The sequence below is a fragment of the Psychromonas sp. SR45-3 genome (assembly GCF_014163575.1).
Taxonomy (GTDB): Bacteria; Pseudomonadota; Gammaproteobacteria; order Enterobacterales; family Psychromonadaceae; genus Psychromonas; species Psychromonas arctica.
The window spans coordinates 22,242-32,089 of record NZ_JACJDP010000044.1; the positions used below are offsets into that span (position 1 = coordinate 22,242).

Genomic DNA, 9,848 nt, shown 5'->3' on the forward strand with positions numbered 1-9,848 from the left:
GAACTATTTTCAGTGACGTATTAGTCAACTCGATATTTTTTATTTATTCTCCCAATAGAGGCATGGTAATCGGCAGTGACACATTTAAAGACCAAATAGAAAAACTAACGGGTAAAAGTATACATCCAAAGAAAATGGGACGCCCTTTTAAGGTATAAGGTAATAGAAAAAGTTTACTCTGTCCCCGCTTACCCTTTGAAAATATTACAATTTAATCAGAAATAATTACAGTTTTACGTTATCACTGTCTTATTGAGCGGATAAAAAAAGTAATGCATATATATTGTTCTCCAACATTTACTCACAAAAAAATAAACGTAACCAGTTGATATTAAACCAAATGTGAAACTCAGGTAAACATATCTTTGTTACTTTTATAAGGTTGGCATCCATTTTGTAACTAGTTAGGTGTATTTACACAATTAACTAGGAGTATCATATGAAAAATACGATTATTACTTTAACTGGACTTATTTCGTTAGCCTCTGTTAGTACTTTTTCTCACGCTGATGACTTCAAGAAAGACGTAGCTGAACATGGTATTTATGTCGGTGGTAATTATGGTTACCTAAAAGTAGATGGCGAAGATGACTTTGACGACAACAATGATGTTCTCCAGGGCATAGTCGGTTATCGCTTTAACAACTACTTAGCTCTAGAAGGTAGCTATATTGATTTTGGTAGTTACGGCAACAACTTATCTAGCGCTGAAACAGATGGTTATACCGCTGGCTTAAAGGTGATATTGCCTGTTGCTGATCGAGTTGAGTTGTATGCTAAAGGTGGTCAGTTATGGTATTCAACAGATTATAACGTGGTCGGATTTTCTGGCAATAAAGATGATGAAGGTGTATTTGCTGGTGCGGGTGTAGCGTTTAAAGTAACAGAACGTTTTTTAATTAATGCCGAGTACACTTGGTATGATGCAGAAATTAATTTGGATAATGTATCTAACGGTTCCGATACAGAAACAGACTTTAAGCAGGCTAGTATCGGTGTTGAATATCGTTTCTAGTGATAAGTAGAGTGCTTAAATTAACTACTTAAAAGTAAAGTCCAAAGGGTGTAATACAAATTGTATTACACCTTGGCCAAAATAAACGACCATGTCCTTAAATCTTTGTGGTATCATTAACTTAGCTCTTACATTAACTTCTCATGTTTATCGTGTGTCTTATAATGCAAGAGACATTTCATGCCAACTAAGACCACCATGATCTGAATCTGATTCACCCAAGTGAATAAAACCATATTTAGCGTACATGTTTATCATCTCGGTTTGGCATATTAAATAGATTTCAGTTTTTCCCATTGCCTGCATTGCGTTTATAAAGTTTCTCATTAGCAAACTAGTAAAGCTTTTACCCTGATAATTAGGATGAATGACAACTGACATTATTACAATGTGTTTGCCATCGGGATCATGGCCAATTAATTCCTTGAACTCTTCATCGGACAACTCAACTTTATGTGTTGCACCAGAATTATTGAATCCAATAATTTCTTTTTCATTTTCTAAAACAATAAAACCTTCTGGGTAGGTTTGAATTCTTTTTAAGATTTTTTCTTTTGTAGCCGCCTCTTCACCAGCGTAAGCATCATTTTCGATTTCAAAGCATCGATCTAAGTCACAGACCTTTGCTCTACGAATAACTAGTTCAGACATGTAAAACTATACTCCTAAGTTGCCGCTTAAGTAGGTTGCTGAATCTTTCATCTTCAACCTACTTATTTCGTTCTTTAATTCAAATCATAACTGACAATAATTGCATTTAGTTGATATTAAGTTGCTTATTCTATTTTCATTCCTGGTTTCTTAAATTGTTCCACCATAAGATCCAGTATTACCTTAAATTTCTTTTAATTAAATTCTGTTTAAACACCTGAACGTACAGTTTAAATTTCATATAGCAGCTAATATTCATATAATTTTTTTATTATCATTACCAATCCATTTGAAATAGCAGTTTTCATTACTAACCCAGATCAAAATATAGAGCATTGTGTTTTGGTAGTGAGTGCTTCAAGCACTTTCATTCCTTTATAAGAATTACCTTTGGCATTTAACTTTGGGCTCCATACTGCAATACAAAATTTACCAGGATGTATGGCTACAATGCCTCCACCGACACCACTTTTACCAGGTAAACCGACTCTAAAAGCGAACTCACCAGCTTCGTCATAAAATCCACACGTTAACATCACTGAATTTATTCGTTTTGTTCTTGTAAGGCTAATAACCTTTTCATTTGTAATAGGATTTATACCACCAGAAGCAAGGAACATAAAAGCATTAGTCAATTCTTTACAGGTCATTTCAATCGAGCAAAGGTAGAAATACAGGTCTAAAACAATATCTACGTCGTTATGAATATTACCGAAATCTTTCATTAAATTGATTAGTGCATAATTACGATAACCACACTTTTTCTCTGACTCTGCTACTTTTGCAGAATAGTTAATACTATCAATGCCTGATATTTTTCGAATAAACGCCAGTAAGTCTTCCTTTGGGTCATCCAAACAAGTAACCAAAATATCACAAATAACAATCGCGCCAGCATTGATGAATGGATTTCGTGGGATGCCCTTTTCATATTCTAGCTGCACCAAAGAATTAAAAGGTGAACCAGATGGTTCAACACCAACCCGACTCCAAAGATCGCCGCCCATAATTTTCAACGCTAATGTCAGTGATAATACTTTTGCCACACTTTGAATTGAAAATGGTTCGTCAGCATCACCAAATGCATACTGTTGGTTATCAACAGTAGTAAGGTGAACTCCCAACTTAGTTGGATCAACCTTACCTAATTCAGGTATATAGTTTGCGATCGCACCTAGGTCATCAACCTCTTTGAATTCAGATGCAATTTCAGAAAAAATATGATGATAATCGATTGTATTAATCATTTATGCATTGCTCCAATGTATTATATTGAGTGGCCGTTAGGCGTGTTATGAAATTGAAGTTTTAGCTATTAGTAATGCTTGTATATATTTTATTAAATAACAACTATTTCACCAACTGATGTTACACCCGCAATGAAAGCTCCGGCGATACATGACAGGTTTGCGAGTTAAAAGTTAAATTATTTTCATCATTAGATTTAATATTAATCACCGCATTCGCCCCTGTTTTGTGGGTTTTCTTCTCATGCGTTTAGTTTGTAGTGGATAAACACGGTAATCTTTTAAATACCCCGAGTAACGTTCATCACATTAGCAAACGACTTTTACCACTACAATTACTACATATAGAATTTCAGTTTTGATCTAATAATTCGATAATGCTGTCTAGCAGGTGCATATTTAACTGTTTCTTAAGTATTTTGAGGAAGTAATCTCAGAAGCTGCTTAATTGTTAAAAAATCTTATTCAAGGATATCTCTGATTTCTTCACTGTCATTATGACTAACTTACAAATTATTAACCTATCTACGAAAATGATTATGTATTCGTAATTTTTTATATTAAACAGAGAGCATATTAGCAAATTTTTCTCTCAGTAATTCTCTAAGAGCAATAACAGTAGGACTTACCTGTTTTCTACTTGGACAAATTAAATGTAACTCTGCAGCAGGTGATTGGTAATCTGTTAGTATCTCTACTAATTTACCACTTTCCAGCTCTGACATTACATCTATTTTAGTACGATGGGCGATCCCTTTACCATTAACAGCCCAACGCCTAACAATATCGGTATCATTACTAACCCTTTTACCTTCTACTTTTATTTTGTATGTATTATTCCCGTCTGCATACTGCCAATGACTAAATAAGCGCCCTGCTCTTAAATGTAATAAGCACTCGTGATGGCGTAAATCTTTGGGATGTGATGGTATGCCAAAATTGTCTAGATAGGCAGGAGACGCACAAGTTACTCTTTCAATCGTCGCTATATGAAATGAAATTAATGTTGAATCTTGCGGTTTACCGTAGCGAAGAACAAGGTCAACTTGATCTTCAAAGAAATTGGATAAAGTATCACTGACACTTAAATCTATCGATAAAGCTTGATGTAAATCTAAAAACTCGTCTATCCAAGACAACACTGTATTACGCCCTGAATCAGAAGGCACTGATAAACGTAATTTACCACCGAGCTTCCCTTGCATTTGATGCGCAGCAATTCGACCTTGCTCTAAACTATCAAGAGCCTGTCGACAATGAAATAGAAACTGCTCACCTTGCGGGGTTATTCGTAAGTGTCTTGTTGTTCTTACTAATAATTGTACGTCCAATTGTTGCTCTAACCGTTTAAGAGCGGAGCTAACTGCTGCTGGTGTAATATCTAATTGTTTAGCTGCTTCAGTTATTTTGCCTGTTTCTACAATCCGAATAAAAAGATTAAGGTCTGAAATATTCATTATTAACTTATTTTTAATAGTATTTATATTAGGGACATATTTTAGTTTAATAAAAAACATTCATAATGTCTTTATTCTTTCAACATTAGCTTTGAACAAAAAATAGGTAAAGAAAATGACAACCAGTTTCGATAGCTCATTTAACCACTCTATTACATTGCCTTGCGGTGCAATAATTAAAAATAGAATAGTCAAATCAGCAATGTCCGATTCTCTTGGCAATGGTGAAGGTAACGCAACCAAAGCACAAGCTAGACTCTATGAAAAATGGGCTCAAGGAGGCGTTGGTTTATCTATCATTGGGGAAGTACAGATAGACTACCGTTACCCAGAAACACCCGGAAACTTGTTTCTCGGCCCAACATCAGATATTCAAGCATTACGATTGTTGACTAAGCAAGCAACTATTAATGGTGCACACATATGGCCTCAGCTAGGTCAGGCCGGAGGCCTGTCATACTCGCAATTAAGTGTGCCTAAAGGCCCCTCTCCTCTAAATACAGATAACTTTCAGTGTTCTGGGATGTCATTGGAAGAAGTACTTGAATTACCAGACCAATATGCAAATGCAGCAAAAATAGCTAAAAAAGCCGGTTTCACTGGAGTTCAAATACATGCTGGCCATGGATTTTTACTTAGTCAATTTCTGTCCCCACTTTTTAATCACCGACAAGATAAATATGGAGGTGATGTGTCAGCACGATGCCGATTAATTATTGAAATCATCAATAAAGTACGTAGTGAGGTAGGCCAATCATTTCCTATTGGTATTAAAATTAATTCATCAGATCAACTTCAAGGTGGACTAACCCAAGAAGAAGCATTAGAAGCGATCCGTATTCTTGATAAGACCTCTATTGATTTAATAGAAATAAGTGGGGGATCATATTTCCCAGGTGCGGTATCAAGTTCTGATAGCACTTCAACTGGTCCTTATTTCATTAATTTTGCTAAAAAAGCGAGAAAATACACAACTATTCCGTTAGTGGTCACCGGCGGTTTTAAAACACGTCAAGAAGTAAATACAGCATTAGCAAGTAATGAGGTAGAGATGATTGGCCTAGCTAGAGCGTGGTGCTGATGCCAAACCTAGTGAATAATTGGAATACAGAATCAAATATTACTGTTGAGTTCCCTAGATTTACATCGCCTCCACCAGGTGGAATAACAGCGTGGTACACAATGCGTATTACTGCGATAACCACTGATGACGAAAATGATTTTGACCTAGATCTTCATACTGCAATTAATACCTATGAGGAACGAGACAAAACACGCTGTGCTAGGTGGCAAGCTAAGTTTATTTAATCAATACAGCTTTAAATACTAGATTACCAGTTTATATTTAAACGGTAGTTAACACTTCAAATACAAGGCATTTATATTTATGAAAAAAATTGGATTTATAGGTTTAGGAATTATGGGTAAAGCTATGGCTTTAAATTTAATTAAAGCAGGCTTTAGTGTCACAGTTTGGAACCGTGACCTAGACAAGTGCGCTGCGTTAGTTGCAAAAGGGGCTCAACAAGCTAATTCTCCCAGAGAACTTACTGAAACTTGTGATATCACCTTTACCATTGTTTCAGATCCTGCGGCTGCATTAGCGATTTGTGAAGGTCCTGATGGTGTTATTGCAGGAATAGGAAATGGTCGTAGTTATATTGATATGTCAACGGTTGATGATGTAACTTCACAAAAGATTGCAAAAGCAATAACTGAAGCGGGAGGTCGTTTTCTAGAGGCACCGGTTTCTGGGACCAAAAAACCAGCTGAAGACGGTACTTTAATTATCTTAGCAGCCGGTGATGAGACACTTTATCAAGATGCATTGCCCGCATTTAATGTAATGGGGAAAATGTCGCCCTATATTGGAGAAGTTGGCCAAGGTGCAAAAATGAAACTCGTGGTAAATATGATGATGGGTGGCATGTTGAGCATATTCAGCGAAGGAATGTCTTTAGGCTTAAAAGCAGGTCTTGATGGCCCACAAATTCTTGATATTTTAGGAGCTGGAGCTATCTCAAATCCAATGTTTAAAGGAAAAGGAGAAATGTTATTAGCTGAAAATTATACAACGAGTTTTCCACTAAAACATATGCAAAAGGATTTACGTTTGGCTATCTCACTAGGTGAGCAATTAAATTTAGCATTACCTAACGCAGCAATTTCAAATGAAATTTTTAAACAAGCTATACAAGCAGGATTTTCAGATGAAGATATTGCAGCTATTTTCAAGGTATATAAATAAATAGTGTGAAATTAAATAAACGAGGCTGTGTTTAAAATGTATTTGAGAGAACTAAGACTGAGTGGTAAATAAAGACGAGCTTAGTTTTCTTGCTTGTAAGTAAATTGATTTTAACCTGTGAGCAAAAGAATTATACAGATATAAGCGCTGTCTCGTTGTCGAGGCGATTGGGTCTAGAACATAAAAGAGATTATATTCAATTTTCACTTTGTCTTAAAATATATAGAGGAAATGTAACTACAAATGAAGATTACCTTTTTGTACTGAAAAGATTGCAAAAAGGTAATTTAATTAATTAAAATTCAAAAGCTTAAATGATTTATCGTCAATGCCCTACTAATTAATTATATAGGGTTAATAACAATGATTTAGCTGAATGCTGAGCTAAGCATTTAAGCATTTAAGCATTTAAGCAATTAAGCAATTAACCATAAAAAGCTTCAACAGTGCCTTTTACTGTTTTCATTAATGGGTGTCCTCGACGGTCTAATGCTTTATGCGCAGGAACTTTTACCCATCCTTCACTAATACAGTATTCTTCAACATCAAAACGTTGTTTACCGTTAAGTTTGATACCAATTTCATGTTCAAAAATTTCTGCTACATGATGTGGGCTACGAGGATCAACTGATAGGCGATCTGGTAAAGCGGGTAAAGATTTAGTGTCGTTCATTATATGAGACCTTTGATAAGAAAAATAAAACTGCACAATTGTAGTCAATATAACGACCACGCTCAATACTTGTCATGATAAAAATCCATGTTACTTTACATAGCTATGACACTATTCCTAGATCCGCATGATAACTTGTCTGCTTTATTGTAATTTAAACAGAGTTAAACAAGCCATTAACAAAAACGAGATCTAAAAAAACTTATTTTGTTTAGAGTTTCATTCTGGCCAACCTGACTGGATAGATAATTGTCTCGCCTATTTTTTGAAGAGAAACGGTTGTTGATTAGTTTCGCTTAACTTATTCTTTAAATCCTTCCAAAGCAAAGGCTTACTGAATAAATATCCTTGAAGCATATCGCAACCTTGATCTAATAAAAATTCGTATTGTTGATGATTTTCAACCCCCTCTCCTACGGTCTTTAATTGATATGAATCTGCAATTGAAAGGATCGCTTTGATCATGGTTGATGTTGTTTTATCTTCTGAATTTAGGTTATCAATAAAAGTCTTGTCAATTTTTAAACAGCTTACGGGGTAGTTAATCAGTTGTGAAAATGCCGTATAACCTGTTCCAAAATCGTCTAATGTGAGGTTAATACCTAGATCATGTATCTCCTCTAGTGTTGAAACACTCATTAGATCCGCTGCAACCAAACACGTTTCAGTTATTTCTAATTCAATTATTGTGGGATCTATTTGGTATAACGAAATTAACTCAGTAAGTTGCTGTACGAAAGTTGGATTGTGTAACTCTACAGATGAAATGTTGATACAAAATGTTAATGGGTGGGAATGTAAAAATGTGAATTCTTTTTTTATTTGTTTAAACGTTGTCTCAATAACCCATAAATCAATACTTTTAATTAGGTTATATTCTTCTGCTATAGGGATAAAAACATCAGGTCCAATCCCCAATAATTCATGTGTATTAGCGCGTATCAATACTTCAATACTGACTATTTTCAAACTTTTAGCATCAAATATAGGCATAAAATTTAAATGAAATTGATCGTGTATAATCGCATTTTTAATTTTTTCAGCCGTTTGTTTACGGAAAAATATATCCTGTGATACTTTTTCGTTAAAAACTTTGAAACAATTCTTGCCCTCTTTTTTGGCGTAATACATTGCTGAATCAGCTCTTGCTAATAAACCGTCAAATGTTTTTACATCTCCACTTGATTTTGCAACACCTAAACTTGCACGGGCATAAGTTTCATGTTGTTCAAGTACAATAGGTGAATCCCAAACACCAATTAAATTTTCTGCAAAGGTTTTGATTTGCTCATCTTCTAAACCTAAAACTACTAATGCAAATTCATCACCTGATAGCCTTGCAAAGGCAAATTGGATATTTTCAATTGAATCTAAATAATTTTCTACATAATGTGAAAAACCGATTAATAATTGATCGCCTACTTGATGACCATAGGTATCATTTACTTTTTTGAAATCATCTAGATCCAAATAGAACATATAAAAATGTTGTCGATTGATACCCATTAATATTTTTTTATTGGTCCAACTTCTTATGCCTTGACGATTATATAATCCTGTTAATGAGTCGGTAATCGACATGCGGTGTAAAACATTACGCTGTAGCGTGATCAATAAGATGATAGTGATTAACCATATTAATAAAATTAGTTTGAGCAAGTTCGCTTCTGAGATTAATTTGCCATATAAATCGATTCGTTGAATCTCGATATTATAATTCCCAATAACATTCATACCATCAGTTAATATTTCTAAATAGGACACATTTGTTAATTCAACTTGGCTATTGGTAAAGCCAACTTTGTATTGTTCGACCCACCAATTATCAACTTGAAGTGCGTCAAAAGGGATATCGACAGGGAGCTTATGTCTATTAGGGTTGTATGAAATACTATTAAACTTTAATGAAACAGTATCCGTTAGCTTAGAGTAGTTGTCGTTGAAGTTTCTAAAAGTAATTTTTAACTTTGCATTCTCATTCGGTGCAGTATATTTGATGGCTAACGATAAACGATTAAATCGGCTTAAGTCTAAGCCGTTATCTATAATCCCATCTGTTAGGGGAATACCAATGCCACAAAAATTATATCCATTGTTTTCGGTCAGTTTACATTGCAGCAATATCTTACGCTTTTCAGTTAAATAAGCATCAGCATGTTTACTCGTAATTAAATTTTTTGTTTTATCTTCAGTATTAACTAGAACGGAATAAGAAGTATCCAATATTCCTAAACGGTGCGATAAAAATGCTGCTATAGATAAACAAAATAAACCAATAATGACCTTAACATTAACATCTGAAAACACAGCGGATCCTTTTGCGTATATGTAATAGTAATGAACACCTGACTAACCGAGCCTAGATTTATAAAATAAAACGCTTCAACCAACTTCACAAAAGTATGACAATTAATATACATTAGTTAAAGTCTGTTTAATATCATCGGTATAGAGATATTTTACTTGCAGAGTAAAAATTGACATTAATCACATTTTCTCTTAAGGGGTATGTTCTAATAATTTATAAAAAACTGAATACTTATTACCTATTACCTAT

At 34.5% G+C, this 9,848-nt stretch carries 9 protein-coding genes; 4 read left to right on the forward strand and 5 right to left on the reverse strand.

The annotated features are described in order from the left end of the window. The first annotated feature begins 439 nt into the window (after window positions 1-439). On the forward strand, window positions 440-1,015 hold the full coding sequence (locus H5084_RS16905) for a porin family protein (RefSeq protein WP_182691734.1): 576 nt from the start codon (window positions 440-442) through the stop codon (window positions 1,013-1,015). Window positions 1,016-1,174: 159 nt separating this feature from the next. Here the strand turns inward: H5084_RS16905 and H5084_RS16910 are convergent, their stop codons facing one another. The 3 genes from H5084_RS16910 to H5084_RS16920 form a co-directional block, all read right to left on the reverse strand. Continuing rightward, a complete protein-coding gene (locus H5084_RS16910; RefSeq protein WP_182691736.1) occupies window positions 1,175-1,666 on the reverse strand; it encodes a GNAT family N-acetyltransferase in 492 nt (163 codons plus the stop codon). A 320-nt stretch (window positions 1,667-1,986) separates the two neighbouring features. After that, window positions 1,987-2,913 (reverse strand): glutaminase, encoded by a 927-nt coding sequence (locus H5084_RS16915; RefSeq protein ID WP_182691738.1) that lies wholly within the window; start codon window positions 2,911-2,913, stop codon window positions 1,987-1,989. Window positions 2,914-3,473: 560 nt separating this feature from the next. After that, window positions 3,474-4,370, reverse strand: a complete 897-nt coding sequence (locus H5084_RS16920; RefSeq protein ID WP_182691740.1) for a LysR family transcriptional regulator — start codon at window positions 4,368-4,370, stop codon at window positions 3,474-3,476. A 115-nt stretch (window positions 4,371-4,485) separates the two neighbouring features. Between H5084_RS16920 and H5084_RS16925 the strand changes: the two genes are divergently transcribed. From H5084_RS16925 to H5084_RS16930, 3 genes are all read left to right on the forward strand, one after another. Next, window positions 4,486-5,451: an oxidoreductase gene (locus tag H5084_RS16925; RefSeq protein WP_259396880.1), complete on the forward strand. Its 966-nt coding sequence runs from the start codon at window positions 4,486-4,488 to the stop codon at window positions 5,449-5,451. Beyond that, a complete protein-coding gene (locus tag H5084_RS19840; RefSeq protein WP_259396881.1) occupies window positions 5,451-5,678 on the forward strand; it encodes a hypothetical protein in 228 nt (75 codons plus the stop codon). The genes H5084_RS16925 and H5084_RS19840 overlap by 1 nt, the downstream gene beginning before the upstream one ends. A 79-nt stretch (window positions 5,679-5,757) precedes the next feature. Beyond that, complete coding sequence (locus tag H5084_RS16930) at window positions 5,758-6,618, forward strand: NAD(P)-dependent oxidoreductase (protein ID WP_182691742.1); 861 nt, start codon at window positions 5,758-5,760, stop codon at window positions 6,616-6,618. Between the two features lie 424 nt (window positions 6,619-7,042). On the opposite strand, the gene H5084_RS16935 is transcribed toward H5084_RS16930, so the two are convergent. Further along, window positions 7,043-7,291 (reverse strand): DUF3297 family protein, encoded by a 249-nt coding sequence (locus H5084_RS16935; RefSeq protein WP_166369477.1) that lies wholly within the window; start codon window positions 7,289-7,291, stop codon window positions 7,043-7,045. 258 nt (window positions 7,292-7,549) lie between these two features. Beyond that, a complete protein-coding gene (locus tag H5084_RS19980) occupies window positions 7,550-9,598 on the reverse strand; it encodes a bifunctional diguanylate cyclase/phosphodiesterase (RefSeq protein ID WP_182691744.1) in 2,049 nt (682 codons plus the stop codon). Window positions 9,599-9,848 lie beyond the last annotated feature (250 nt).